Origin of the sequence: Bacillus sp. PS108, assembly GCF_037963335.1 — a bacterium.
GTDB classification, from domain to species: Bacteria; Bacillota; Bacilli; order Bacillales; family Bacillaceae; genus Bacillus; species Bacillus subtilis.
The window spans coordinates 3,117,801-3,143,915 of sequence record NZ_CP150155.1 but is presented as its reverse complement, the minus strand read 5'-3'; the positions used below and the strand labels follow the sequence as shown (position 1 = coordinate 3,143,915).

Sequence of the window (26,115 nt, the reverse complement as noted above, 5' to 3'; positions counted from 1 at the left end):
CAATCCTGATCAAGCTGAAGGAAAGGAGCTGGTCATGTGAAAAGAAAAGTCGTGATGTGCTCAGGTTTATTCTGCTCAGTATTTGCAGGGGCATTCATGTTGAATCAATATGACGGGCGCAGCGGTGTGGCGGCTAGTGATGAGTGGGAGCTGTATTTACTGGAGCACCACCTGTCAGCCAGAATGAGTGAGATGGAATCAAAGGATCTGCCGTTTGGTCCCCGAGAGTATATTCGGATTGTGAATAAATAAAAAAAGAGTTCCGCATAAAACGGAACTCTTTCTGTTTATGAAGTGAAAAAACGAAGCAGCACTGTCGCACAAATAACTGTGCCTGCACCGCCGAGACGGGTTGAAATTTGGGCAAACGGCATAAGGCCCATTCTTCCTGATGCTGATAAAATGGCAACATCACCTGTTCCGCCGAGGCCGCTGTGGCAGCAGGTAACGATTGCGGATTCAACCGGATACATGTTCATCAGCTTGCCTACGAAATATCCAGAACCAATCATCGCGATAACAACTGAAATACAGATGATGACAAACGGAATAGAAATCACAGACGCTACGTCATCCAACGGAATAAAGAGGATGCCGAGACCGACCATCAGCGGCCATGTAAAGCTTGAAGAAATAAATTTATAAAGCTGGTAAGCGCCTTCTTCCATTTTTTTCGGAAGAATATTCGCATACTTGACAGCCGCAGCTGAAATAATCATTAAGATCGCGCCCGGGATGAAGATGAATTTCTCCAATAACCCGCCAAAAATAAAGAATGTACACGCGAGCAGAACTCCTGCTCCCATTAGCTTAAAATCAATTTTTGATTCGGCTTCTTTTTGATTGTAAATCTCATTTGCTTTTTTAGATTTTACGAGACGTCCGTTCCCATTTAGATCTGGACGCTTATCGCCAAGCTTTTTCATTAAGGCTGCACATATGATAGCAAAGACGTTTCCTATAATTGCGGCTGGAACCAGCTGAGACACAAATACATCAGCGGATGAGCCCAGTATTTGTGAATAGGCGATTGAAAGCGGCAAAATTCCTTCACCTATTCCCCCGGCAATAATTGGGACAACAACAAAGAAAAAGGAATCATAGGCACTATAGCCAAAAATAAATCCGACAAGGATGCCGGCTGCAACGGCCGCGATCGTTCCTGCAACCAGTGGAACGAACATTCTGATAAACCCCTGTATTAAAACAATTCTGTTCATACCGAGGATACTTCCCACAACAAGGCAAGCGATATAGAAATAAAGGAAGTTAGACGTTTTCATCAAGTTGGTTACAGCGTCTAAAGATGTTGAATTCAGTACATTGTAAAAGACTAAAAATGAAGGAACAAACAAAGATAAAATAGCAGGGCCGCCTATATCCTTCAATATCGGTATGCGTTGGCCTATGTCTCCGAGAAACACACCAAGAATCATAATGATGGCAAACCCGCCAAGCATATTTGCCGGCAGCTCATTGTAATATGCTGCAAGAATAATAATAACAGCTAATACTGTGTATAATGGCAAAGGAATCACACCGATTTCCCAAGACCAAATTTTTTGAAACAGGTTTTTCTCCTGTGAGTCTTTTTGCTCTGGTGAAATTGTCCCCGTTTTTGGAATTGCTCCCATGTCATACACCCCCATGTATTGTTTGTTACAGTCTACAAGAAAGCGTTAACACTTCATATTTTTTTAAGTTAAAAAACTAATAAACAATTAAATTAAGGGGGTCTTTTGGATTAGAAAAAAACCCCTGAGAATCGTCTTCCCAGGGGAGAATGTTTTATCTTTTTCCTTTAATATAAGGCACGCCATTGGCTTTTGGCGCATCTGCCCGCCCGATAAAGCCGGTTAAAGCGAGAATCGTTAAGACATAAGGAGCCATCAGCATATACACATTTGGTATGTCTTTAAAAAGAGGGAGCAGCGATCCAATGATGCTTAAGCTTTGGGCGAATCCGAAAAACAGGGCGGCCCCCAGTGCTCCGATTGGATGCCATTTTCCGAATACAAGCGCTGCCAGGGCGATAAAGCCTTGCCCGGAGATGGTAGAGTGCGTGAAATCAAGCGCAATTGTAGAGGCATATACGCCGCCGCCGAGACCGCCGAACAATCCGCTGATCATCACGCCGATGTAGCGCATTTTATATACGTTGATTCCCATCGTATCGGCCGCCATCGGATGCTCTCCGACAGAACGGATACGAAGGCCGAACGGCGTTTTGAACAAGATAAACCAGGAAATAAAGGCAAGTGCTATTGCAAGAATAGACGTATAATAGACATCCGAAAAGAAGATCTTTCCCAAGACGGGAATATCGCCCAAACCAGGGATTTTCGTCTTATAAAAAGGCTCTGGAATTTTGTCTGTCTGCGCTTTGCCGTAGATCAGTTTGACGATAAATAAAGTTGCCCCAAGCGCCAGCATGTTAATGGCGACACCGCTGACTGTCTGGTCGGCGCGAAACGAAATCGCCGCTGCCGCGTGAATCAGTGAAAACAGGGCGCCTGCTGCCATGGCGGCAAGGAGCGAAAGCCAAGGTGCGGCGGCACCTAATTCCGGACCAAAAAATAAATTAAATAACACGCTGGTGAACGCCCCGATAATCATGAGGCCTTCTAAGCCGATATTCACCACACCTGATCTCTCGGAAAACACGCCGCCGAGAGCAGTTAAAATAAGCGGGGCCGCATAGACGAGTGTGGCAGGGACAATGATAGATAAAATCTGCACAATGTCCACTTAGTTCCCCCCCTTTTTCTTCAATTTGCCCATGACGAAACGAATCGCATAGCTTGAAGCCACAAACAGAATAATAATGGCAATCACAATATCAACGACCTCTGATGGAACGCCTGATTCAATCGGCATATTTAATGCGCCGATTTTCAGCCCGCCAAGCAGGCATGCCGCCAGTACAACGCCGACGGCTGTGTTTCCCCCGAGAAGAGCGACAGCGATACCGTCAAAGCCTACGCCGGTAAATGCGCCTTTCACTGCTGCGTATTCGAATGTCCCTAGGCCCTCCATGGCTCCGGCAAGGCCTGCAAAAGCGCCGGAGATAAGCATGGAGGTCATGATATTCTTCCGCACGCTCATGCCGGCATACTGGGAAGCGTGCTGGTTAAATCCGACCGCCCGGAGCTCAAATCCTTTTGTAGTTTTGTTGATGATAAACCACATGATAACTGCTGCGAGAAGGGCAACGATGATTCCCAAATGCAGCCGTGAGTAATCGGTGAGCTGTTCAAGAAAAGGAGAGCGGAGGGAGGCGGATTCGTGAATTTTCCCCGTCTTGTCCTGATGATCTGTCAAGACGTTTGAAATGATGTAATTGGTCATGTGCAGCGCGATATAATTCATCATAATGGTGACAATGACTTCATGAACGTAAAATCGCGCTTTCAAAATGCCGGGAATAAACCCCCATAATCCTCCTGCAGCTGCCGCTGTAATCAATGCGAGCGGCAAGTGAATATATGCCGGTCCGTCAAACGCCGTACCGACCCAAACCGCTGCTGTCCAGCCGACGAGCAGCTGGCCCTCGACGCCGATATTAAAGAGTCCGGTTCGGAATGCAAAGGCGACAGCCAATCCGGATAAAATATAAGGCGTAATTTGCCGGATTGTTTCTCCGACATAATAGATTTCTCCGAATATCCCATTCCACAAAGCCGAATATCCGCTGGCCATACTGTAGCCGCTCACAAGCATAATCAACGCGCCGGCCGCAAGACCAAGGATGATTGCGATGAGCGGCACGAGTAAATGAGAGAGTCGTTTAACCATTTGCTTTCCCCGCTTCCTTTTGCGTGCTTCCTGCCATCAAGAGACCAAGCTCCTGTTCAGTGGTGTCCTGCGGATTAACGCTGGCGATAATGCGTCCTTCAAAAATAACGGCGATTCTGTCACTGAGATTCATAATTTCTTCAAGCTCAAACGAGAGGAGAAGAACGGCTTTCCCGGCATCACGCTGTTCAATGAGCTTTTTATGGACAAATTCAATCGCTCCGACATCAAGGCCGCGAGTCGGCTGGGCGGCAATTAATAAATCAGGATTTCGGTCTATTTCCCGCCCGATAATCGCTTTTTGCTGGTTTCCGCCTGACAATGCCCGAGCGTGTGTATATTCATCCGGCGTTCTGACGTCGTACTCAGTGATCAGGCTGCGTGCTTTTTTGTACATTTCGCCTTTATGTAAAACGCCCAATGCTGAATACGGCTTTTTGTAATAGCTTTGCAGCAGGATATTCTCTCCGATTGGAAAATCAAGGACGAGACCGTGTTTATGGCGATCCTGAGGAATATGCCCGATCCCGGATTCAGTGATTTTTCTTGGCGTCAGGTTTTGGATCTGTTTTCCGTTTAAGGTGATTGTTCCTGAATCTGTTTTGCGGAGTCCTGTCACCGCTTCGATCAGCTCTGATTGCCCGTTTCCGTCGACGCCTGCTATGCCGACTATTTCTCCCGCTTTGACAGAAAGAGACAAATCTCTGACTGTCTCTATTCCGCGGGTATCCTTTACAGTTATGCCGTCAATCGCAAGCACTTCCGCTCCCGGCTGAGCAGCTCTCTTTTCAGTTTTGAACGATACCTCACGGCCGACCATTAGACTGGCGAGTTCGTCTTGGTTTGTATCACGGACATCAAGGGTTTTGATGCCTTTTCCTTTACGGATAACCGTAACGCGGTCACAAATCTCCATAATCTCTTTCAGCTTATGGGTGATTAAGATGATGGACTTCCCTTCTTTGACCAGGTTCTTCATAATTTGCATCAGTTCCTTAATTTCATGAGGCGTCAAAACAGCCGTCGGTTCATCAAAAATCAGAATATCGGCACCGCGGTAGAGGGTTTTTAATATTTCTGCGCGCTGCTGCATACCGACTGATATGTCAGCTGCTTTTGCTTCAGGATGGATCTGCAGGCCGTATCGATCGGAAATGTCCTGCACCTCTTGGCCAGCACGCTTCCGGTCAATTCTGCCAAACTTCTTTGGCTCCTTCCCGAGAATAATATTTTCAGCAACTGTAAAGGTGTCAACAAGCATAAAGTGCTGGTGCACCATTCCAATTCCAAGGTCATTCGCTTTGTTCGGGCTGTTGATGTGCACCTTCTCGCCGCGCACCCGAATTTCACCCCGCTCCGGCTGATACAGCCCGAAAAGGACATTCATCAATGTTGATTTCCCCGCTCCGTTTTCACCGAGCAACGCGTGTATTTCGCCTTTTTTGACTTGAAGATTGATATTGTCATTGGCGACGATACCTGGAAACTCCTTGCGGATATTGAGCATTTCAATGACATATTCCATTGATTGACCGCTCCTTTATTTCAAAATAAAAGAAAAACAAGGGATAAGAGCTCGACCTCCTTATCCCTGCGATTCTTATTCAGCTTTGAAGGTTTTGAGCTCTTTCTCAGTTGCCGGGACTTCCAATCCGTCGATGATTTTTTTCTTCCATTTATCGACCGCTTTGATCACATCATCCGATAGATTTTGTTTAGATGGAGAAATGCCGACTCCGTCTTGGTCAAGCCCGTAGGTAAGTGTTTCGCCGCCCGGGAACTTTCCGTCACTCGCTTTTTTCGTTACATCTTCAACGACTGTATCTACTTTTTTCACCATGGAAGTGAGGGTGACGTTATCATCTGTTCCTTCTACCTGGCCTTCTGCGTATTGGTCTTTATCGACACCGATGACCCAGACATCGCGTTTTGGATCTTCTTTTTTCAGGTTTTTCGCTTCAGTAAAGACGCCTGTGCCAGTGGCGCCCGCAGAGTGATAAATAACATCTACGCCTGATTTATACATGCTTTCGGCGGTTGCTTTACCGACATCGGCTTTATCGAAACCCCCTGCGTATTTCACTTCTACAACGGCTTTAGGGTTAACTGCTTGCACGCCGGCACGGAAGCCGACCTCGAATTTTTTGATTAACTCTGATTCCATACCGCCTACAAAGCCGATTTTTCCTGATTTGCTTGATAGGGCTGCGGCCACTCCGACGAGAAATGAGCCTTCCTGCTCTTTAAACGTAATACTTGCGACGTTGTCTTTATCGACAACAGCATCTATAATCGCAAAGTTTGTATTTTTATGCTGGTCAGCAATTTCGCTGATTGAATCCTCCATTAAGTAGCCGACGCCGTAAATTAAGTCAAAATTCTCACGCGCCAATTTATTTAAGTTCGTTGTATAGTCTGCATCAGATTTGGATTGAAGATAGTCGTAACCGTTTTTGCCTTTTTTCAGCCCATTCTCTTTCCCAAAGGCTTGGATGCCTTCCCAGGCTGATTGGTTGAAGGATTTGTCATCCACTCCGCCTACGTCAGTAACCATCGCCACACTGAATTTGTTTTTGCCTTCGCCTGAGCCGCTGCTTTTTTCGCTGTTTCCGCATGCTCCTAATATGGTGCCTGCTGCGATCACAAGTGACATCGCCAATCCGATTTTTCGTTTATTCAAGATATAACCCCCCAGAAAAATTTGGTTCAAAGCTGATCCGGCCAGTCATGTGATGGGCTGTCCTGAACAATTTCTTAGAATCGATAAAATTTTCTGATAATAACAAATGAAATGCGCTGAGACAGTTCTATTCTTCCCTGAATAAGCGTGGTGTGAGTATTTCCTTCGAAAGGCGGGGAAGAGAAGGATGCGGAAGGCGTTCCGGGCGGAAAACCGTGACATCGTTTTCTGAAGTAAGACTTATGACTTAGTTTTTCGGGATCAACTTACCAATCATAATTTATCATTTAACTAATAAGAAATAAATAGAATTTCGCATAATTTTTTAAAAAGTATCTATTTTTAGAATTGTTTGCTTAAAAATGTGAAAGGCCCTTTGTTATTCTTGTATAACTTATCAACAATAGAATCAAGCATCTTGGCAAGAGATATGACAGAAAAACGCACTGCTCAAAGCAAGCAGTGCGTTTTCTTATAGATATTGCTTTATTCCGTTAAGGTTACTGTTGTTGACGTTGTACTGAAACACAGGTCTTCCGATCGTTCCGTACGCCATTTCTACATTCAGAACCTGTATATCTTCAAGAAACTTTAAGTATTTTCGTATGGATACTTGAGAGATTTCTGTGTGCTTTGCCAAGTCTTCTGTCGTAAAAGATTCATTTTCAAATGACTGGATACTGGACCAGATCAGCTTCAGCGTGCTTTTTGTCAGGCCTTTAGGAAGCTGCACTTTTTCTGTTGCTTCTTTCTTTTGAAAAAGCTCGGCGTCCAGTTCTTTTTGGCTCATGTTGCGATGGGTTGAATACACCTTTTGTTTTCGTCTGTAATCAGACAGAGCCGTTTGGAAACGTTCAAATTCAAACGGTTTGATTAAATAATCAACAGCTCCGTACCGAAGTGTTTTCTTGATTACGTCAAGCTCGCTGGCCGCTGAGATGACAATCACGTCAACCGCTTCATTTTGGGCTCTCAATTCCGTCAGCAGTTCCAGCCCGTTTTTTCCCGGCATATAAATATCAAGCAAAATGAGGTCGATATGGTGCTCGCCTAAAATATGCAGAGCGCTTTGAAAGGAAGAAGCGATGCCTTTCAGCTGAAAGCCATCTATTTGGCTTAAGTATCGTTTATTTAATTCACCCACCATGGGGTCATCTTCAACTATTAGTACATTAATCATGATTTTCCTCCTTCGGTTCGTACGGGATGCGAATACTGAATGTCGTTCCTTCATTCTTTTCGCTTGTGAGGATCATTTGGCCTTTTAAATTTTCGATGCTTTGCTGTGTGAAATAAAGGCCGAATCCCCGGTTTTTGCCCTTTGTTGAATAGCCTTGTTCAAATACTTTGGCTTGGTCTTCTTCAGACATGCCTGCTCCAGTATCGGTAATTTCAATATCAAGTATGCTGTTATGGAAGCGCATGGACATGGTGATTTGTTTTTTCGGCATATCGGCAACGGCGTCTAAGCCATTGTTGATGAGATTTCCGATGATTGTAATAAGTTCATGGATGACAGAAGGGTCTGCCGCGTTCGGGATGACACCGTTGCATTCAATATCAAGATTTGCGCCCTGCTCACGTATAAAGCTTTGCTTTCCGAGCAGAAAACCGGCCAGTACGGAGCTTTTGACATCATTTATAATTTCACTTGTTTCTGATTTTTGCTGTATGGCTATATCTTTAATATAATCTCCAAGATCATCATACTCTTTCAGCTGGACGAGACCTAATATCACATGCAGTTTGTTCATAAATTCATGAGACTGCGCTCTCAGTGCGTTTGCATACATTTTAACACCGGAAAGCTGTTCAGCTAAATGTTTTACCTCGGTCTTGTCGCGGAATGTTGCAATCGCTCCGACAGTTTGTCCTTTCAGCTGGATAGGAACTTCATTAAACACAAGCTCCAGCCCGTTAATGCGGACGTCTCTGTCTTGAAGAGGTTTTTTTGTCTCAATGACCTTTTTCAAGCGGCTTTTCGGCAAGATGTCATCTACATCCTGATCAATGGGATTTGTGTTGATGCCCATTTTGACGAATAGGCGTTTTGCTTCCGCGTTGGCAAGTTTAATTTTGCCATGTTCATCGACAGCGAGTATTCCTTCCTTCGTCGATTCCAGCATCGCGCTCCGTTCTTCAAGCAGAGTCGCAATTTCATAAGGTTCAAGTCCGTACATGATATTTTTCACTGTACGGGCGACGATAACGGCTCCGATCACACCGACGAAGATGCTGACGCAAATAATAAAGTAAAGCGGCCGTAAGCTATGGCTGATCACTTCATCAATTTCATTTACGGTGATGCCGACCGCGACTGCACCGACCTGTTTTCCATTCTCTGCGTAGACAGGGACGAACGCTCTCTGCGATTTCCCGAGCGTGCCAGAGGCTGTGCTGATATGGACATGCCCTTTTAATACCTCGGACTCATCACCGCCCCTGAATTTTTTTCCGATTTTGCTCGGGTCAGGATGAGTTTTGCGGATACCGTTCATATCCATGACGACAACAAATTCCGTGCCGGTAATTTTCTGAACCCGCTTTGTGTAGCTCTGCAGTTCCTTTTGTTTTTTTCCGCTTTCTAAAGCAGCGGCTGTCATCGGCGCCTCAGCTACCATTTCAGCAGTCTGCAGCGCAGTGGCCTTTTCCTGATCTCTAATTCGTTTGGTGGTTTGGGCACCGACTGTAAAAAACGTAATGAGCAATGCGATTAATACAACGATACAAACAAATATGGTGAGTCTGGTTTGCAGTTTTAATGTTTTTTTCATATAAAACTTCCTTACGTTTTATGATTCCTGCGTACTACTTTACTCTCAAAATGCTGCTTTGTGAAGATTTGGGACCGTAATTCGTAAAAAGGAGAAAAAATGGAATAATTTATCTTGTCAATGTGTTTTAAGTCCTCCATAATAAATGAGGTAGATTATAGAAAGGGACTTTTTTATATGAAAAATACTTATTTGACAGGATATTTTCCGCTGATTGCGATCCTGCTTTTTAGTTCGTCCTTATCCATCTCAACTTCACTTTATGCGTTGAAGATGCTGTCTTCATTTGGAATGTATGATGGAATGCTCGATTATTTTTCAGAGAAAGGAATCAGGCTTGCGTTATTTGCTGCCTTTGCACTTTTATATTTTATGGTTCTGTCCGCTCTGAAATTAATTGCAAATACCGTGACCGAGCTGTCATTGCTGTTTTTTGCTAATGATCCGGAAGGGAACAACCTGAAAAAACTCAGAATGGGTTCCATGATTTATTTGGGCGGCGGGATTTTATCCTTTGTGCTCTTGCAAAATGTCATTTGGATTGTGATCTGGTTTGCGGTCGTCACGCTCGCTTACTTTGTGTTTACCGTGTACCGGATTTATTCGACGCTTTCTCTCATGTCATTAGTTGGATTCATTCTATTGGAACTGCTGTTTTGGTTTACCTTTGTTATCGGTATTCTGTTCATATTTATCAAGCTTTATAATAGCATAATGGCTAGCTTACCTGTGTAAGCTAGCCATTTCAGCGTTTAGTGGTCAGATTTGCGCTTCGTGCTCTGTACGCAATAAAACGGCGGCTAGATTCTCAGGTTTCCGCCGTTTCACAACTTCAAAAGTTTTCAATCACGCTGAATAGATGACAAAATCCTAAAACGAAGCCGTTTTAGGATTTTGTCAACAATCTGTGATGGCTAGCTTCCTAGCCATTTTTTATTTACGGTAAAAATCTTTTTTTAATGGAAGGGGAGGGGAGCATACATTCATTTTTTTTGCCAAACCACTTATAGCGGTTTTTGGCAATGAAAGAATAGACCATATCTCTGACAGGCTTCGGCACTGCGAAAAAAAGGACGAAGAGCCGCCATGGGCCTCGCAGATGCCTGAAAACCTTAATGGCTGCAGTTGACTTTGTGTACACTTGGCCGTCTTCAATAAAGACAAAGCTGTCAAACCGATCAGTCGGAAGCCCGCTTTTTTTCAGCAGGCTCTGTCCTGTTTCCGACTGCAGCGATGTGAAAGAAATCAATCCGTCCGGATCACGTTTAATGATAAACTGCACGGCGCCATTGCATAAATTGCAGACACCGTCAAACAGCAAAACGCGATTTGGAATTTGTTCTGAAGTCACTCCATATCCCCTCCGATCCTTTAATAAGCCGCTTGCAGCGTTCCTTTCCAGATGGAAAGCTGAGGGCTGATGCTGTGAAGATATTCAACGCTGGTCGGTGTATCCTTTCCGACCCAGACACCCATTGTATACGTATCAGTCAGGCCGACAAACCACATATCGTGATAATCATTTGATGTTCCGGTTTTACCGCCGATGTAAGGCGCATTGAAATATGCTTTTTTCCCTGTTCCGCTTTTCACAACGGAAGACATCAGTTTTTTCAGCTGCATGTTCGTGCGGACGCTGAATATTTGAGTCGCTTTATCATTCCATTTATAAAGTGTTTTTCCTTTAAGGTCTGTCACCTTTGTAATCGCATGGCTCGGCGTATAGCTTCCGCTGTTTCCGAATGTCGTATAAGCCTTTGTCATCTCAAGAGGCGTCATGCCGTTTGTAAATCCGCCAAGTGCCGCCGGAAGAAGATAGTCACTGTCGACAAGTTTGGCAAAATGATACGGCTCAATATAACTGAATGCCTTTTGGATGCCGACGCGGTCGAGCATTCTAATAGCCGGGGTATTATATGAATTTTTAAACGCCGTATCAAGCGTCACTGTGCCGTAAGTGCGGTTATTGTAGTTTTGCGGACAGTAGTCTTTGCTGCAAAACTTGCTGGCATCAATGGTGCTGCTTGTTGTCGCGCCGGTCTGTTCAATATAAGGGCCGTAATCAAGAAGCGGCTTAATGGATGAACCCGGCTGCCTGTACGCCTGGTAGGCGCGGTTAAAGTCATATTTTTGATAGTTTTTCCCGCCGGATAGAGCGATGATTTGATGCGTCTGGTGATTAATCACAGCCGCTCCGCCCTGTACGTCCGCATACGGGAGCTTGGAATTCATTTGTGCCACAACTTGATTTTGCATGTACGGATCAAGTGCAGTATAAATTTTCACGCCGTCTTTCATCAGCGTGCTGACTCTTGCGGACAGCTCGTTCTCGATCTTTTCTTTTTGTTTTCCTGATGCTTTTTGAAGGCGTTTATCAAAGCCTTCTGATTCAGACACCAGCTGAGTGAATTCATCATTGACGTAGGAAACGTAGTCAGGATATTTGTCTTCTCTTTTTTCAACATCCAGTTTGATTTTTTGTTTTACGGCTTTTTTCAGCTCTTTGTCCGTAATGACCCCGGCATCTTTTAGCCCTTTAAGCAAACGTTCTTGACGGCTTTTCGTGTAGTCAAAATGCTTGAGAGGATCATATAATGTAGGGTTATTAGGTATAGCACAGATAAAAGCCATTTCTCCCACTGTGAGAGATTTCAGCGGTTTGCTGAAATAGAATTCAGCCGCTGAACCGACGCCATAAACACCATTGTTAAAATAAATGGTATTTAAGTAAGCTTCAAGAATTTCATTTTTCGTATATTTTTTCTCCAGCTGATAGGAATACGCGAGCTCTGTCAGCTTGCGGCTGAAGGAGCGTTCGTGGCTCAAATATAAGTTTCTTGAAAGCTGCTGTGTGATGGTGCTGGCACCCTGGTCAATTTTCTTGTCTTTTACGTTAGAAGCAGTAGCCCGCACCATTCCCATAAAGTCAAAGCCTTTATGCTCGTAAAAATGGCGGTCCTCAGATGTTAAGAAAATCTGTTTGACTTCCTCGGGAATCTTGTTAAATGGAACGAGCACACGGTTTTCGTGGTCGCTGACGATTTCCGAGACAAGGGAGCCGTCCCTGTCATACATGTAGCTGTTCTGAACAAGGCTGATATCTTTCAGATTAATATTTTTATCAAGCACCTGATCCAGGGACTTCATTTGTTTTACTTCTTTTCCGGAAGCGATAACTGTAAATGCAAACAATGGGATTATGCAAAGGAGCAAAATCCATCCGATTATTTTTCGTAACATGGTCACTCTCTTTTCTCCTAAATTCTAGCCATATCGTACCATTCTTTTGAGATTACGAGAAGGTTAAATTTAGAAGATTCCTTAGTTTTTTCTCGGAATCAGCTTGCTTTGGCATAAGAATCTTTCCGAAGTTTCTGCATGATCCAAAGCATGCAGGCGCCGGCGAAAAAGAGAAACGCCGTGACGTAAAAGGTGGCCGAAATGGTAAAATGGCTCGATATGATTCCGCCGAGCAGAGGCCCGAGCACGTTTCCTAAAAAGCGAAAGCTGACATTGTAGCCGAGAACTTCACCTTGAATGCTGCCGGGAGCCTGAACGCGGATCGCTGCCGTAATGCATGGCAGCAAACCGCCCATTGCCATTCCGAATAAAAATCTGAAAACAAGGAGCACGCTGAGTGAGGACGCGAGCGCCTGCGGAATAAAAAAGAAAGAGGCGGCGAGCAAAAGTCCGATTAAAATGCGGCGGTGGCCGTAGCGGTCGCCCAGATCACCCCATTTTCTAGCCAGCAGCAAACTTCCGAGCCCCGTTGCTGAAAATGCCATGCCGGAGAAAAAGGCAAGATTGACAGGTCCGTGCAGCTCATTTACATATAAAGCGAGCAGGGGCTGGATACTGAAATTGCCTGTTTGAATCAGCATGGTTAACAGCATCATGACCCACAGCGCCGGCTGGTGAAAAATATAGGAGAGCACTTCTTTTCTTGAGTAAGACGTACGTTTGGCTGTTTTCTCTGCAAGAGGCTTTTCTTTGACACCAAATAACACGAGAAGAACAGACGAGAAAATCACAAAGGATGTGATAAAAAAGGTATACGTAAAGCCGAAATGATCAGCAAGCATGCCTCCCAAAAGCGGGCCGAACAAGCTTCCGGACACTTGCCCCATTTGCAGCGTGCCGAGTGTTTTGCCGGCTGAGCTCTTCGGAGTCTGTGCCGAAATCATCGCAAGAGATGTCGGGATGAATCCGGTTACAAGACCCATTGCCATACGCAGAAAAAACAATTGGTACACCGATGTAACAAAGCCCATGAAGAAAATGCTGAGGGCAATGCCCGTTCCGGTTGCCATAAGGATTTTCTTGTATCCGCGTTTGTCTCCGAACCGTCCCCAAAACGGGGATACCAAAAACGCCATGAGAAATGTAATGCCGAACACATAGCCGCTCCACCTTTGCACAAAGCCGTTTGAAAAAGAGCTGAGCGTCTCAATGTATAAGGAGAGAAAAGGAACGATCATCGTTGTGCTAGCGGAGACAAAAAAGTTCGCCAGCCACACAATGACAAAGTTTTTCTTACGGATAGAAATAACATCACCTTCTTATTATTTCGGGTTCCTTACTAATTATAAAGAAACGATTCACAATTTAAAAGAAACGAAGCGGCTGGGAAAATTCATTATTTTTAGAAAATGAAGAAATGTCGAGAAGGGGAATTGATATACTATAAAGATAGCATTTTCTGATCGGAGGAAAGGCAGGTGTAAAAAGGTGACGACAAACAGCTTACTCATTATTGATTTCGAATTTACAATGCCCGATGGAAAGTACAGTCCTCAAAACTTCTTCCCGGAAATCATTGAAGCCGGAATTGTAAAGTCGATTGATGATGAAGTGGTTGAGACGTTTTCTAGCTATGTTAGACCGAAAAAGTTCCCGAAGCTTACGAAACGCTGCAAATCATTTTTAAAAATAACCCAAAAACAGGTAGACGAAGGAATGAGATTCGAGGATTTCATCCGTAAACTAAACGAGCTGGATCCTGAGAAAAACAGCACAATTATTACGTGGGGAAACATGGATATGAAAGTGCTGAAGCAAAACTGTATGTTTAACCATATCCCTTTCCCGTTTAAGGGAGAAATGAGAGATTTATCGCTTGAATACAAAAACTTTTTTGGAGACCGGACATTGACGGGTTTATGGAAAGCTGCCGAAGAGTATGGAGATTCCGGAACCGGCACCCATCATAAAGCGCTTGATGATGCTCTTACAGCATATAAACTTTTTAAGCTTGTTGAGCAGGATAAGCAGTATCTCGAAAAGCCAAAACCGCCCACAATCGGCGAGAGAATCGATTTAACCGAACTGTTGAAGCGCGCGACGTAAAAAACCCAATCTTTTGTCAGACTGGGTTATGGCCGGTTAAAATATTCTTTTTCTAAAATGTTCAGATTATGAAGGGAGCGCTTTGCCCACTCCGAACCATCCTCATTCAATTTGGCTCTCAGCTGTGCTGCCGCCTCCCGCAGAGATTTTGTATAATCCGGCACTTCACCATCATAAGGCTTCACCATATGGTGGGGGATATTGGTCTGTTCACCATATGCAAGCGCTTTTCTCTCATGAAAAAATGGCACATCCGCCTGTTTTGGATGATGAAGGTCTCCTTGAGCGGGATGGGTAAGAACCGCTTTCACTTTCACTAAATAGTGCTGCGGCCTGCAAGCCGTGATTTCTCCTATGTATACACCTGTTTTGTAAAATCCTTTAACGATAGAGCCTGTCTCAAACGTGCTCATCTGTCATCACCTCGCATTTATTCTATTAAAGTTCCAATCGATTTGCTAGTGAGGAAGATCAGCGGGAAGCTTAATGGTCACCGTAGTGCCTTTTTGGAAGCTGCTGTTAAATGAAATGGTCCCGTGATGATGTTCAATAATGGAAAAGGTTACGGTGAGGCCGAGTCCCGTTCCGTTCGTTTTTAAGGAATAATAAGGTTCGCCGAGTTTTTGCATTTGATGGTCTGTCATCCCGACCCCATTGTCTGTGATGTTAATCATGATCGTATGGCCGTTTCTTTTGGCTGATATGTGGATCATCCCCTTCCCGTGAGGAACCGCTTCAATACTGTTTTTCATCAGGTTGATGACAGCCTGCTTCAGCTTTGTTGCGTCTCCGTATATCAAAAGGTCCGGTTCTGTTTCAGCCTCGACGGTTACTGACTTGTAATTGGCGTACGACACCATAAGGGAGCTTGTCTCTTTGATAAGGGCAGATAGGTCAAAAACCTCTTTTTCGTATAATTGCTGTTTGGCCATATCGAGATAGTTTGTAATAATGCCTTGCGCCCGGTCAAGCTCTGACAGTACAAGCTTTTTGTAATCTGCACTCGACTTGTTTTGTAAGGTTTCGTCATTAAAAAGCAGCTGGACAAACCCGCGGACAACTGTCAGCGGATTCCTGACCTCATGGGCGACGCTCGCTGCCAGTTCACTCACAATCGTCATTTTTTCAGAATGGATAAGCTGTGAACGCAGGGCGATATTTTCGGCGATGCTTTCGATAATATAGATGCTTAATAGAAGAACACTGGAGCGGAAAAGCCCTGACACTGTCGCTTCGTAAACGAAGATTCCTGATTTTTGAAAATTTAAAATATTCAAGGCGGAAAGAATCCAGCTTGAGGCGAAAAATAGGAAAATCTCCACGCAGCTGATCAATAAAGACAGCAGCAGTTTTTTCGCTTTGGACATGAATGGCCATTTTTTCTGAAATAAGATTGGGATAATGATAAGAAAAGGCAGCAAAGTGAAAACAAACATTGCGGAAGGTTCGTAAAAAAGCAGTTCAAAACATAGGACAGATGCGGCGACTGTAAGTCCGGAAGCGGTACTAATGTAAAATAAACAAATGATAACGGGAATCATCTGAAGGCCGTATTGTATGTAGTCCATTTCATGAATCGGGAAAATAATGCATAAAACGGAGGCGCCGCAGGCGAAGAGCGTGACCAAACCGCTGTTTATTTTTGGCACAAGAATCGCAGGTTTTCCAAGCCAAAACACTTGGTAAAGAAGAATAGGAAACAAAATAAAGCAGATGTGCAGAAGATAGTCTTTTAGAATTTCCATTCGTGTGAAATCCTTTCGTATAAAATATGAATCTATTATAACACTAAATATTAGAAGTAAAATATAAAATTCCTTTATTAAGAACGCCTTTACAAATGAAGACGTAAAGGCGTTTACAGCTATATTTACGATAATGCGGCTTTGATGCGGCGCAGGCCGTCCTGCAGGGTTGCAAGAGAGCATCCCGCGTTCAGGCGCATAAATCCTTCTCCGCCAGGTCCGTATTTCGTCCCGGGCTCTAAAATAACTTTTCCTTTTTTTAGCATTCTTTGCTGAAGCTCTGCATCGGACAAGCCGTAAGCGCTGAAGTCGAGCCAAATCAAGTATGATGCATCCGGCTTCATCATTTTGACCTTTGGCAGCTCATTGCTCAAAAAGGCTTCCGCTTCGTTCATGTTTTTCTCAATGTAAGTGATCAATTCATCAAGCCACGGTCCCCCTTTTGAATACGCGGCTTCGATTGCAGTGACGGCAAACGCGTTCAGTCCGCCTAAACCATTTCGCTGAAGGCTTGCGGAAAACTTGGCGCGCTTCAGGCGATCCGGAATAATGATCGCTGAAGCCTGCAATCCGGCGATATTAAATGTTTTGCTTGGAGCAGCACATGTCACAGAAATATCAGCGAAATCGTCAGAGAGCGAAGCGAACGGCGTGTGTTTGTGTCCGCACAGCATTAAATCGGAATGGATTTCATCCGATACAACTGTGACGCCATGCTCAAGGCACAATTCGCCTAGCTTCAGTAAATCTTCTCGGCTCCATGAACGCCCAGAAGGGTTATGAGGATTGCATAAAATAAACAATGTAACGCTTGGGTCACTAAGCTTCGTCTCCAAATCCTCAAAATCCATTGCATATGCGCCGTCTTTTTCTAGCAGCGGATTATGTAAAATGTGTCGGCCGTTTTTCTCCACCATATGGTAAAAAGGCGTATAAACTGGAGGCTGAACAACTACTTGATCGCCCGGCTCCGTAAAAGCTTGTACCGCCATGCTCAAAGCCGTTACAACGCCGGGGCTGAATGTGATGCTTTCCGGATTCACCTTCCAGCCGTGCCTGTTTTGCATCCATCCGCACACAGCATCCCTCGTTTTTTGATCTGGAGTTGTATAACCAAAAATACCGTGGTCAAGACGCTCTTTTAACGCTTCAGTTATCGCTTCTGGGGCGCGAAAATCCATATCCGCCACCCACATCGGGAGTGCGTCTGTCACGCCAAATAATTCGCCTGTTTTGTCCCATTTGACAGATTGGGTGCCAAGGCGTTCTTCTCGTTTATCAAAGTTCATTCTGTTACCCCCTCATGTATGTTTATTCTTCTAAGCTTCACTATGATAAGATAGAACTGCAAATTTTATTATAAGCGGTGATGAATATGGAAGAAAGTCAAGCGGTCAGGGAAATGATTAAGATCATTGCCAAATGGGACCCGTTTAAATATGGAGAAGAGTTTTACGAAACGGAGGCTGTTGATGTCGTGCAGGCAGTCTATGATGAAGACGATCCCGACGTGCTGGCGAAAAGCATTCAGCATATATTTGAAACTTCTTTTGAACAAACGCTGCCGATCGCCAGCTGCCGGGAAGTGGCTGGCCAGCTTTTATTCATTAAAAACAGCAGCTCCTGCACGCCTTAAAAAAACCGGTTGAGCACCGGTTTTTTTAATTGATAAAATCAGCAATGTGTTCAGAAACAAGTTCAGGCCGTTCTTCAGGCACCAGATGTCCGGTCTGGCCAAGTGAGTACAGCACGGAATTAGGCAAATCTGCGTGCAGCCGTTTACCGATCTCCATTGGGACAATTCGATCCTCCTCGCCCCAAATCAATAATGCAGGCTTGTTCATTCTCTTCAATTGTTCGGGTTCTAAATCGCCTTCTCTATGGCGGATAAACCTTGTCATGGCTTTGAAAATCTGCTCGTCCTGAAACGGTCTGCCATAGCCGTCAATCATCTCCTCATCAATCAGCGATTTGTCATGCACCACATTTAATAAATTTTTCATCACGCCTTCTTTCGAGAGCCAGCGTTTGATATAAAGATGAAAATAAGGGATATGGGTCCCGAAAATGATCGTCGGGTGTGAACGTTTTAAATACCCTGAACTGCAAAGCAGCACAACCTTTGAAAAAAGCTCAGGTTTTTGGAGAGCAGCAGACAGCGATATCTGTCCGCCCATAGAATGCCCGACAAGCACAGCCTGTTTCACTTGCAAGTGCTCCAAAATCCCAATGACAAGCTTAGCAAGGTTTTGATAGGTATAGATAAACGTTCTTGATTTTTCAGATTGGCCGAAAGGAGGCAAATCAAGCGCGATGATGTCGTACTTGTCCCGAAGGAGAGGAATTACTTTTCTGAAGCTGAATGCAGATGATAAAAAACCGTGTACGCAGACCAGCGTTTGCCTGCCGGGATTTTGATAATGTTCGTAGTATACATTGACTCCATCGACCGTAAACCGCCTTATTGGTGAAACCGCCTCCATTCTGTGTCACTCCCTTTTTTTGATGGTTGTATTATGCCCTGAAATTGTAAATTCTAGCGGAAGTTTCTCCTCGTTTTTTCTTAGCATTCGTCAAAAAACGTGATATAATGTCATGAGATTTCTTGACATTGCAAAGGTGTGAATCAAATGAAATTGACAGAAAAAGAAACAGAAATATTAGAAATTTTAGACGAAAACAGCCGCGCCGATTTAGAAACAATCGCAAAGATGGCGGGCATCCCTGTAAATGAAGTAAAAACAATTATTGACAAACTGGAGAAAGAAAAGGTTATTATCGATTATTCCGCTATGATTGATTGGCGAAAAGTCGACGGACATGAGGGCGTTACGGCCATGATCGACGTCAAAGTAACGCCGAAGCGGGGCGTCGGTTTCGATGAAGTGGCGGAACGGATTTACCGATTCCAAGAGGTTGAATCAGTTTACCTGATGTCAGGCGTATACGATTTGTCTGTCGTGATTCGCGGCAATTCGATGTCTGACGTAGCGCGTTTTGTCTCGGATAAACTCTCAACGCTTGATTCAGTTGTATCTACGACAACCCATTTTATCCTGAAAAAATACAAGCATGACGGCAAAGTGTTTGAAACAGGAGACGACGACAAAAGAATCGTGGTGTCACCGTAAATGACTTCGTATTTATCAGACTATGTACAACAAATAAAACCATCCGGCATCCGCAAATTCTTTGATTTGGCGGCAACGATGGAAGGCGTCATTTCTTTAGGCGTCGGCGAGCCTGATTTTGTTACCGCGTGGAATGTCCGCGAAGCAAGCATTCTCTCTCTTGAACAAGGATATACGTCATACACGGCCAATGCGGGTTTATACTCATTGCGGGAGGAAATCAGCCGTTATTTGAGCAACAGGTTTGATCTTAGCTACTCGCCAGATAATGAGCTGATTGTGACAGTGGGGGCAAGTCAGGCTTTGGATATTGCGATCCGCGCCATTGTGAATCCAGGTGAGGAAGTCATCATTCCTGAGCCGTGTTTTGTGGCGTACGATGCGCTTGTTTCTTTGGCAGGCGGTATCCCGGTTCACGTTCATACAACGGCAGACAAAGGATTTAAAGCAACGGCTGCTGATTTTGAAGCGGCAGTCACTGAAAAAACAAAGGCCATTCTCATCTGCTCACCATCGAATCCGACAGGTTCGGTTTATTCGAAGGAAGAGCTGAATGAGATTGCTGAATTTGCCAAAAAACATGATGTCATCGTTTTAGCCGACGAGATCTACGCGGAGCTGACATATGATGAGGAATTTACAAGTATAGCGGCATTACCGGGAATGAAGGAACGGACGGTAGTCATCTCAGGCTTTTCAAAAGCATTTGCAATGACGGGCTGGAGGCTCGGTTTTGCCGCGGCACCATCCTTGCTTCGGGATGCCATGCTTAAAATTCATCAGTATGCGATGATGTGTGCGCCCGCAATGGCGCAGTTTGCCGCCCTTGAAGGCCTGAAGAACGGCATGGAAGACGTAGAAAAAATGAAAAAAAGCTATCGAAGAAGACGGAATCTGTTTGTAGAATCGCTCAATGAAATCGGCCTCAGCTGTCATCATCCGGGCGGCGCTTTCTATGCTTTTCCATCTATTAAAAGTACGGGAATGAGTTCAGAACAGTTTGCCGAGGAGCTTCTGACGCAGGAAAAAGTGGCAGTTGTTCCTGGAAGTGTGTTTGGTCCGAGCGGTGAGGGATATATCCGTTGTTCATATGCAACCTCGATTGAACAGCTTCAAGAAGCGTTAGTCAGAATGAAACGCTTCCTGCACAAAACAACATAAAAAAAGATACGAACCTTTTGTTCGCATCCAATAAAAGGGGGGAATACTAGAAAGCCTTTGGTATTTTCAGTTTACCCCCTTTTTGCTGTGCATAAACCTGATTTTTTATAAAAAAGTTTTCTTTGCGGAAATAAGACATGTGTGATATAATTTTAAATTGCGTATAAACAGATATTTAATTTAACTTAGGAGTTGTTATGAATGGCAGCAAAATTTGAAGTGGGCAGTGTTTACACTGGTAAAGTTACAGGATTACAAGCGTATGGTGCGTTTGTTGCATTAGATGAAGAAACTCAAGGTTTAGTACACATTTCTGAAGTGACTCACGGTTTCGTAAAAGATATCAACGAGCACCTTTCAGTTGGCGACGAAGTACAAGTAAAAGTACTTGCTGTTGATGAAGAAAAAGGCAAAATCAGCCTTTCAATTCGTGCGACACAAGCTGCGCCTGAGAAAAAAGAAAGCAAACCAAGAAAACCTAAAGCTGCTCAAGTAAGCGAAGAAGCTTCTACACCACAAGGTTTCAACACATTAAAAGATAAGCTTGAAGAGTGGATCGAAATGTCCAACCGCAAAGACCTTATCAAAAAATAAGCATGAAAAAAAGCACCGGACAGGAATGTTCGGTGCTTTTGATTTCATGCAAAATCCTATTTCAGCGTGATTGATATCCTATCGCATTTCAGGATTTGCTGCTTCTTCACGTGATCTTTCCTCGTTTGGCTTAAATAGCAGACCGAGGTTGATTAAGCCGGCGATTCCGACAAGTCCGTAAATGATTCGGGAAAGAGCTGACCCTTGGCCGCCGAAGATAGCCGCTACTAAGTCAAATTGGAAAAATCCGATCAGTCCCCAGTTAATGGCGCCAATGATGGTTAATACAAGACAAATTCTTTGAATGGTACTCATGTTTTGCAACCTCCTCCATGAATTATTAAAACAGTTATAGATTGTGACATATTGGAGAATCTATACATGCATTCTCCATATGAGGGAAGCTGGCCTGCCCTCGCTTATATCTGCTTCTTTCCCAGCGACTTGCAAAATAAAACCATCTGGTATGCTGATCGGTGAGAGCTGATTGCTTTACATGTGGTGAGGACATTCTGCATAATAAAAAATCTAAGGAGGAGATGTCATGCAAAACTTTACATACTGGAATCCGACCAAATTAATTTTCGGGCGCGGCGAAGTGGAAAGACTTCCGGAGGAACTCAAACCTTACGGAAAAAACGTATTGCTTGTGTACGGAGGCGGCAGCATTAAACGCAGCGGCCTGTATGATCAAGTGATTGAACAGCTGAATAAAGCCGGAGCGACCGTGCATGAATTAGCAGGTGTGGAACCGAATCCTCGTGTGTCGACTGTTAATAAAGGTGTTGCCATCTGTAAAGAACAAAACATTGATTTCTTGCTGGCTGTCGGAGGCGGAAGTGTAATCGACTGTACAAAAGCGATTGCCGCAGGAGCGAAGTATGATGGTGATGCGTGGGATATCGTTACGAAAAAGCATCAGCCAAAAGATGCTTTGCCATTCGGAACGGTATTGACTCTCGCTGCAACTGGTTCAGAAATGAACTCAGGATCTGTTATTACAAACTGGGAAACAAAAGAAAAATACGGCTGGGGCAGCCCGCTCGTATTCCCTAAATTCTCGATTCTTGATCCGGTGAATACATTCACCGTACCTAAAAACCACACGATCTACGGGATGGTTGACATGATGAGCCACGTATTCGAACAATACTTCCATCATGTATCAAACACGCCGTATCAGGACCGCATGTGTGAATCACTTTTGCGTACAGTCATTGAAACAGCGCCTAAGCTGATCAATGATCTCGAAAATTACGAATTGCGTGAGACGATCCTGTACACAGGAACAATCGCATTAAACGGCATGCTTTCTATGGGGGCAAGAGGGGATTGGGCTACTCATAATATTGAACATGCAGTATCAGCCGTTTATGATATTCCGCATGCCGGCGGACTGGCAATTTTGTTCCCGAACTGGATGAGACACACATTGTCTGAAAACCCTGCCCGCATGAAACAGCTTGCAGTTCGCGTGTTTGATGTTGAAGAAGCAGGTAAAACGGATGAAGAAATTGCCCTTGAAGGTATCGATAAGCTGTCCGCATTCTGGACAAGCCTTGGCGCTCCGAACCGTCTTGCTGATTATGATATTAATGATGAGCAGCTTGACACAATTGCTGACAAGGCAATGGCTAACGGTACATTCGGCCAATTTAAATCACTCAACAAAGAAGATGTGCTGTCAATTTTGAAAGCATCACTATAAAAAAGGGGAAATAGCCGTTTGGCTGCTTCCCTTTTTCTTTTTGTCAACTTATGTTACAATGGAAAATCTGTTTTTCACCAGCATCATTTGGAGGTTTTACTATGGAAAATTTCACTTATTATAATCCGACAAAGCTGATTTTTGGAAAAGGTCAGCTTGAACAATTAAGAAAAGAATTCAAACGATACGTCAAAAATGTACTGCTTGTTTACGGGGGCGGCAGCATTAAACGCAACGGCCTTTATGATCAAGTCACAGGCATTTTAAAAGAAGAGGGCGCTGTTGTTCATGAGCTGTCAGGTGTAGAGCCGAACCCGCGTCTTGCAACAGTGGAAAAAGGCATAGGCCTTTGCAGAGAGCATGACATTGATTTTCTGCTTGCTGTCGGCGGAGGCAGTGTGATTGACTGTACAAAGGCAATCGCAGCTGGCGTCAAATACGATGGCGACGCTTGGGATATTTTCAGCAAAAAAGTAACAGCGGAGGATGCGCTGCCGTTTGGCACTGTTTTAACGCTTGCTGCAACAGGCTCTGAAATGAACCCTGATTCCGTGATTACAAACTGGGAAACAAACGAGAAATTTGTATGGGGCAGCAATGTCACTCATCCGCGTTTCTCTATTTTAGACCCTGAAAATACGTTCACGGTTCCGGAAAATCAAACAGTATACGGCATGGTTGACATGATGAGCCACGTATTCGAACAATACTTCCATAATGTTGAAAATACGCCGCTTCAGGATAGAATGTGCTTTGCTGTTTTGCAGACGGTCATCGAAACAGCTCCTAAGCTTCTTGAAGATCTGGAAAACTACGAGCTTCGTGAAACGATTTTGTATGCTGGTACAATCGCTTTAAACGGCACGCTCCAAATGGGCTACTTTGGTGACTGGGCTTCTCATACAATGGAACACGCCGTTTCAGCTGTGTATGATATTCCGCACGCGGGCGGTTTGGCGATACTGTTCCCGAACTGGATGAGATATACTCTTGATACAAATGTAGGCCGCTTCAAAAACCTCATGCTCAACATGTTTGACATTGATACTGAAGGCAAAACAGATAAAGAAATTGCGCTTGAAGGAATCGATAAACTATCTGCGTTCTGGACAAGCCTCGGTGCGCCTTCTCGTCTTGCTGATTACAATATTGGAGAAGAAAAACTTGAGCTGATTGCTGATATCGCAGCCAAGGAAATGGAACACGGCGGCTTCGGCAACTTCCAAAAACTGAACAAAGATGACGTGCTTGCCATCCTTCGCGCGTCTCTATAAACTCAAAGGGCGGAATCCAGTCATTCCGCCCTTTCTTCTTGACTTGATTTCACAGATAAGTTCATATAAAGTGAAAGATGAAAACATTATACCGTTATGGAGGGACAAGCAATGACGCATGTACGCTTTGACTACTCAAAAGCGTTGACTTTCTTCAACGAACATGAACTTACATATCTGCGGGACTTTGTAAAAACAGCACACCATAATATCCATGAAAAAACAGGCGCGGGCAGCGATTTTCTAGGCTGGGTGGACCTCCCTGAACATTATGATAAAGAAGAATTCGCGCGCATCAAAAAAAGCGCGGAAAAAATCAAATCTGACTCTGATGTCTTGCTTGTTGTCGGCATTGGCGGTTCTTATCTTGGAGCGCGGGCAGCGATTGAAGCGCTGAATCACGCGTTTTATAACACTTTGCCAAAAGCAAAACGCGGCAATCCGCAAGTCATTTTTATCGGGAACAACATCAGTTCATCTTATATGAGAGACGTCATGGATCTTCTTGAAGATGTTGACTTCTCTATTAATGTGATTTCTAAATCAGGTACGACAACTGAACCTGCAATCGCTTTCCGTATTTTCCGCAAGCTTCTTGAAGAGAAATACGGTAAAGAAGAAGCGAAAGCGCGGATTTATGCAACAACTGATAAAGAGCGCGGCGCATTAAAAACGCTTTCTAACGAAGAAGGCTTCGAATCATTTGTTATTCCTGACGATGTCGGCGGCCGTTATTCAGTTTTAACAGCTGTAGGTCTCTTGCCGATTGCTGTCAGCGGCGTCAACATTGATGACATGATGAAAGGCGCCCTGGATGCGAGCAAAGATTTTGCAACATCTGAACTGGAAGATAACCCAGCATACCAATATGCGGTTGTTCGCAATGTCCTTTATAATAAGGGCAAAACAATTGAAATGCTCATCAACTACGAACCGGCGCTTCAATACTTTGCGGAATGGTGGAAGCAGCTGTTCGGAGAAAGCGAAGGGAAAGATGAGAAGGGCATTTATCCTTCTTCAGCGAACTATTCAACAGACCTTCATTCTTTAGGCCAGTATGTACAAGAAGGCCGCAGAGATTTATTCGAAACGGTCCTGAACGTAGAGAAACCTAAACATGAACTGACAATTGAGGAAGCGGATAACGATCTTGACGGCTTGAACTATTTAGCCGGTAAAACTGTTGATTTCGTTAATAAGAAAGCATTCCAAGGCACGATGCTTGCCCATACAGACGGAAATGTTCCGAACTTAATCGTTAACATTCCTGAGCTGAATGCATATACTTTTGGATACCTTGTATATTTCTTCGAAAAAGCCTGCGCGATGAGCGGTTACCTCCTTGGCGTCAATCCGTTTGACCAGCCTGGTGTAGAAGCGTATAAAGTCAATATGTTTGCGTTACTCGGCAAACCTGGCTTTGAAGAGAAAAAAGCAGAGCTTGAAAAACGTCTGGAAGATTAATGTGAGAAAGCTGACTGGCATTTGCCGGTCGGCTTTTTATAAAATCAGAAAGGTGCTGATGTTCATGAAACAATTGGTTAAACATCTCATCATTGCCGGTTTTTCTGCAGCTATTTTAAGTTTCCTTATCTCCTTTGATGCCGTGTATACAGAGTTTTCTTCAAGCTTTGGCGGCACGCTGTCACATTTTTTCATCCACGCCTTTCTTCTCATTGGTTTGCCGCTTGCCCTTTTTACCGATGCGGTACATCGGATTTTGCATTTAAAACGAACCCATACTCTTTTCACTAAATTAGGACTCTATGCAACGGTTGTTTATGTGTCTTGGGATTCAGCTGTATGGCTTGCAGCGGCAATGACTGTTTACTTCTTAATTGAATGCGCTTTCTTTTCTGTTGGCCGCGCGAAAGAAACAACGATTTCCATGTAGGCGCCTCTGAATG

Annotated in this window: 27 protein-coding genes; 12 read left to right on the top strand and 15 right to left on the bottom strand. The window is 44.2% G+C overall.

All coding sequences use genetic code 11. The annotated features are described in order from the left end of the window. Window positions 1-36 precede the first annotated feature (36 nt). Window positions 37-252 (top strand): hypothetical protein, encoded by a 216-nt coding sequence (locus tag NSQ16_RS16400; protein ID WP_015251336.1) that lies wholly within the window; start codon window positions 37-39, stop codon window positions 250-252. A 35-nt stretch (window positions 253-287) separates the two neighbouring features. Here the strand turns inward: NSQ16_RS16400 and maeN are convergent, their stop codons facing one another. The 7 genes from maeN to maeL form a co-directional block, all read right to left on the bottom strand. Then, window positions 288-1,634 carry a sodium/malate symporter MaeN gene (maeN, locus tag NSQ16_RS16395; protein ID WP_339232323.1) on the bottom strand — a complete coding sequence of 449 codons (1,347 nt, stop codon included), beginning with the start codon at window positions 1,632-1,634 and terminating at the stop codon, window positions 288-290. Window positions 1,635-1,788: 154 nt separating this feature from the next. After that, the gene (gene nupQ, locus NSQ16_RS16390) at window positions 1,789-2,748 is read right to left on the bottom strand and encodes a guanosine ABC transporter permease NupQ (protein WP_014480697.1); all 960 of its coding nucleotides are present in this window, start codon (window positions 2,746-2,748) and stop codon (window positions 1,789-1,791) included. Then, window positions 2,749-3,795, bottom strand: coding sequence for a guanosine ABC transporter permease NupP (gene nupP, locus NSQ16_RS16385; protein WP_327837277.1), 1,047 nt, complete (start codon window positions 3,793-3,795; stop codon window positions 2,749-2,751). Continuing rightward, the gene (gene nupO / locus NSQ16_RS16380; RefSeq protein ID WP_327837276.1) at window positions 3,788-5,320 is read right to left on the bottom strand and encodes a guanosine ABC transporter ATP-binding protein NupO; all 1,533 of its coding nucleotides are present in this window, start codon (window positions 5,318-5,320) and stop codon (window positions 3,788-3,790) included. Before nupO ends, nupP begins: the two co-directional genes overlap by 8 nt. A 75-nt stretch (window positions 5,321-5,395) precedes the next feature. Beyond that, complete coding sequence (nupN, locus tag NSQ16_RS16375) at window positions 5,396-6,475, bottom strand: guanosine ABC transporter substrate-binding protein NupN (protein ID WP_327837275.1); 1,080 nt, start codon at window positions 6,473-6,475, stop codon at window positions 5,396-5,398. Window positions 6,476-6,947: 472 nt separating this feature from the next. Continuing rightward, the gene (maeM, locus tag NSQ16_RS16370; protein ID WP_014477821.1) at window positions 6,948-7,655 is read right to left on the bottom strand and encodes a two-component system response regulator MaeM; all 708 of its coding nucleotides are present in this window, start codon (window positions 7,653-7,655) and stop codon (window positions 6,948-6,950) included. Next, window positions 7,648-9,249 (bottom strand): two-component system sensor histidine kinase MaeL, encoded by a 1,602-nt coding sequence (maeL, locus tag NSQ16_RS16365; protein WP_003228835.1) that lies wholly within the window; start codon window positions 9,247-9,249, stop codon window positions 7,648-7,650. The genes maeM and maeL overlap by 8 nt, the downstream gene beginning before the upstream one ends. A gap of 177 nt (window positions 9,250-9,426) precedes the next feature. Between maeL and NSQ16_RS16360 the strand changes: the two genes are divergently transcribed. Continuing rightward, window positions 9,427-9,984, top strand: coding sequence for a YufK family protein (locus NSQ16_RS16360; protein WP_003228837.1), 558 nt, complete (start codon window positions 9,427-9,429; stop codon window positions 9,982-9,984). Window positions 9,985-10,186: 202 nt separating this feature from the next. Here the strand turns inward: NSQ16_RS16360 and NSQ16_RS16355 are convergent, their stop codons facing one another. The 3 genes from NSQ16_RS16355 to NSQ16_RS16345 form a co-directional block, all read right to left on the bottom strand. Beyond that, window positions 10,187-10,600 carry a thiol-disulfide oxidoreductase DCC family protein gene (locus NSQ16_RS16355; RefSeq protein ID WP_003228839.1) on the bottom strand — a complete coding sequence of 138 codons (414 nt, stop codon included), beginning with the start codon at window positions 10,598-10,600 and terminating at the stop codon, window positions 10,187-10,189. Window positions 10,601-10,620: 20 nt separating this feature from the next. Then, window positions 10,621-12,495: a transglycosylase domain-containing protein gene (locus NSQ16_RS16350; protein WP_076457651.1), complete on the bottom strand. Its 1,875-nt coding sequence runs from the start codon at window positions 12,493-12,495 to the stop codon at window positions 10,621-10,623. A gap of 92 nt (window positions 12,496-12,587) precedes the next feature. Beyond that, complete coding sequence (locus NSQ16_RS16345; protein ID WP_072692755.1) at window positions 12,588-13,766, bottom strand: multidrug efflux MFS transporter; 1,179 nt, start codon at window positions 13,764-13,766, stop codon at window positions 12,588-12,590. On the opposite strand from NSQ16_RS16345, the gene NSQ16_RS16340 reads away from it, so the two are divergent. Together NSQ16_RS16340 and kapD are read left to right on the top strand one after the other, a co-directional pair. Continuing rightward, window positions 13,699-13,902 carry a hypothetical protein gene (locus tag NSQ16_RS16340; protein ID WP_003243502.1) on the top strand — a complete coding sequence of 68 codons (204 nt, stop codon included), beginning with the start codon at window positions 13,699-13,701 and terminating at the stop codon, window positions 13,900-13,902. The two genes, NSQ16_RS16345 and NSQ16_RS16340, sit on opposite strands and share 68 nt — an antisense overlap. Window positions 13,903-13,977: 75 nt before the next feature. Continuing rightward, window positions 13,978-14,595 (top strand): 3'-5' exonuclease KapD, encoded by a 618-nt coding sequence (gene kapD / locus NSQ16_RS16335; protein WP_003228846.1) that lies wholly within the window; start codon window positions 13,978-13,980, stop codon window positions 14,593-14,595. Between the two features lie 26 nt (window positions 14,596-14,621). Here the strand turns inward: kapD and kapB are convergent, their stop codons facing one another. The 3 genes from kapB to patB all read right to left on the bottom strand — a co-directional run bounded on the left by kapB (window position 14,622) and on the right by patB (window position 17,629). Continuing rightward, window positions 14,622-15,008 carry a kinase-associated lipoprotein KapB gene (gene kapB / locus NSQ16_RS16330; RefSeq protein WP_029725859.1) on the bottom strand — a complete coding sequence of 129 codons (387 nt, stop codon included), beginning with the start codon at window positions 15,006-15,008 and terminating at the stop codon, window positions 14,622-14,624. A 45-nt stretch (window positions 15,009-15,053) separates the two neighbouring features. Further along, complete coding sequence (kinB, locus tag NSQ16_RS16325; RefSeq protein WP_128740682.1) at window positions 15,054-16,340, bottom strand: sporulation sensor histidine kinase KinB; 1,287 nt, start codon at window positions 16,338-16,340, stop codon at window positions 15,054-15,056. A 125-nt stretch (window positions 16,341-16,465) separates the two neighbouring features. Further along, a complete protein-coding gene (gene patB, locus NSQ16_RS16320; protein ID WP_326146014.1) occupies window positions 16,466-17,629 on the bottom strand; it encodes a cystathionine beta-lyase PatB in 1,164 nt (387 codons plus the stop codon). Window positions 17,630-17,715: 86 nt separating this feature from the next. On the opposite strand from patB, the gene NSQ16_RS16315 reads away from it, so the two are divergent. Next, window positions 17,716-17,976, top strand: coding sequence for a YugE family protein (locus NSQ16_RS16315; RefSeq protein ID WP_070547695.1), 261 nt, complete (start codon window positions 17,716-17,718; stop codon window positions 17,974-17,976). Window positions 17,977-18,001: 25 nt separating this feature from the next. Here NSQ16_RS16315 and NSQ16_RS16310 read toward each other — a convergent pair whose 3' ends face one another. Then, window positions 18,002-18,823 (bottom strand): alpha/beta hydrolase, encoded by an 822-nt coding sequence (locus NSQ16_RS16310; protein ID WP_080529726.1) that lies wholly within the window; start codon window positions 18,821-18,823, stop codon window positions 18,002-18,004. 147 nt (window positions 18,824-18,970) lie between these two features. Here NSQ16_RS16310 and NSQ16_RS16305 point away from each other — a divergent pair, with 147 nt between their 5' ends. From NSQ16_RS16305 to yugI, 3 genes are all read left to right on the top strand, one after another. Then, window positions 18,971-19,471: an Lrp/AsnC family transcriptional regulator gene (locus NSQ16_RS16305; RefSeq protein WP_009968070.1), complete on the top strand. Its 501-nt coding sequence runs from the start codon at window positions 18,971-18,973 to the stop codon at window positions 19,469-19,471. After that, on the top strand, window positions 19,472-20,632 hold the full coding sequence (locus NSQ16_RS16300; protein ID WP_003228862.1) for an aminotransferase: 1,161 nt from the start codon (window positions 19,472-19,474) through the stop codon (window positions 20,630-20,632). 201 nt (window positions 20,633-20,833) lie between these two features. Next, window positions 20,834-21,226 carry a S1 domain-containing post-transcriptional regulator GSP13 gene (yugI, locus tag NSQ16_RS16295; protein WP_003228864.1) on the top strand — a complete coding sequence of 131 codons (393 nt, stop codon included), beginning with the start codon at window positions 20,834-20,836 and terminating at the stop codon, window positions 21,224-21,226. A gap of 78 nt (window positions 21,227-21,304) precedes the next feature. On the opposite strand, the gene NSQ16_RS16290 is transcribed toward yugI, so the two are convergent. Next, on the bottom strand, window positions 21,305-21,541 hold the full coding sequence (locus NSQ16_RS16290) for a DUF378 domain-containing protein (RefSeq protein ID WP_003220771.1): 237 nt from the start codon (window positions 21,539-21,541) through the stop codon (window positions 21,305-21,307). A gap of 229 nt (window positions 21,542-21,770) precedes the next feature. Here NSQ16_RS16290 and NSQ16_RS16285 point away from each other — a divergent pair, with 229 nt between their 5' ends. From NSQ16_RS16285 to NSQ16_RS16270, 4 genes are all read left to right on the top strand, one after another. Then, entirely contained in the window at window positions 21,771-22,934 is a 1,164-nt protein-coding gene (locus NSQ16_RS16285; RefSeq protein ID WP_003228869.1) for an iron-containing alcohol dehydrogenase, read from the top strand. Window positions 22,935-23,035: 101 nt separating this feature from the next. Then, complete coding sequence (locus tag NSQ16_RS16280) at window positions 23,036-24,208, top strand: iron-containing alcohol dehydrogenase (RefSeq protein ID WP_339232319.1); 1,173 nt, start codon at window positions 23,036-23,038, stop codon at window positions 24,206-24,208. Window positions 24,209-24,319: 111 nt separating this feature from the next. Beyond that, window positions 24,320-25,672 carry a glucose-6-phosphate isomerase gene (locus NSQ16_RS16275; RefSeq protein WP_003243401.1) on the top strand — a complete coding sequence of 451 codons (1,353 nt, stop codon included), beginning with the start codon at window positions 24,320-24,322 and terminating at the stop codon, window positions 25,670-25,672. Between the two features lie 58 nt (window positions 25,673-25,730). Next, window positions 25,731-26,102 carry a hypothetical protein gene (locus NSQ16_RS16270; protein ID WP_074794719.1) on the top strand — a complete coding sequence of 124 codons (372 nt, stop codon included), beginning with the start codon at window positions 25,731-25,733 and terminating at the stop codon, window positions 26,100-26,102. Window positions 26,103-26,115 lie beyond the last annotated feature (13 nt).